Genomic DNA, 543 nt, shown 5'->3' with positions numbered 1-543 from the left:
GGAAGCTGTCGATTGAAACACGGTGCATCTGATCGGACAGGGCGTCTAAGAGCGGCGCAATACGTCTGATCTCATCGGCCGGCGATACAGGCCTCGCGTCCGGATGGCTGGCGGCCGGTCCGACATCCACGACGTCTGATCCGACTCGCAGCATTTCGATCGCCGCGGTGACAGCGCCGGCGGGGTCTAGCCGCCGGCTCTCATCGAAGAAGGAGTCCTCGGTGAGATTCAGAATGCCGAACACCGTCACCATGGCGTCGGCCTCCGCAGCGACTTCCACGATGGGGATCGGGCGAGCAAAAAGGCAGTAATTATGAGCCCCATACCTACAAAGCCCCACGCATCAAGCTTTTGCCCATGAAGCAACCAGGCAATGGCTGTAATTATGACGACGCCGAGTCCCGACCAGACTGCATAAGCAACACCGACAGGGATGGATTTCAGAACCAGAGAAAGAAAATAAAATGCGATGCCATAACCGATTATGACAACGGCGGAAGGGGCAAGCTTAGTAAAGCCCTCGCTAGATTTTAATGCGGATGT

General features: G+C 56.4%; 2 protein-coding genes. Both read right to left on the bottom strand.

The window, feature by feature from the left end; translation table 11 throughout:
- Positions 1–253 (bottom strand): dihydropteroate synthase (locus tag R7Q48_RS30305; protein ID WP_161787625.1); only part of this gene is annotated, 253 nt, incomplete at its 3' end.
- Positions 247–543, bottom strand: a 297-nt coding sequence (locus R7Q48_RS30300) for a DMT family transporter (protein WP_318134112.1), incomplete at its 5' end; no start/stop codon positions are given. The genes R7Q48_RS30305 and R7Q48_RS30300, both read right to left, overlap by 7 nt.

It is taken from the genome of Vibrio sp. 378, from assembly GCF_033339435.1.
Note: the sequence above shows the minus strand (reverse complement) of the source record. Positions and strands in the feature narration are given on the sequence as shown.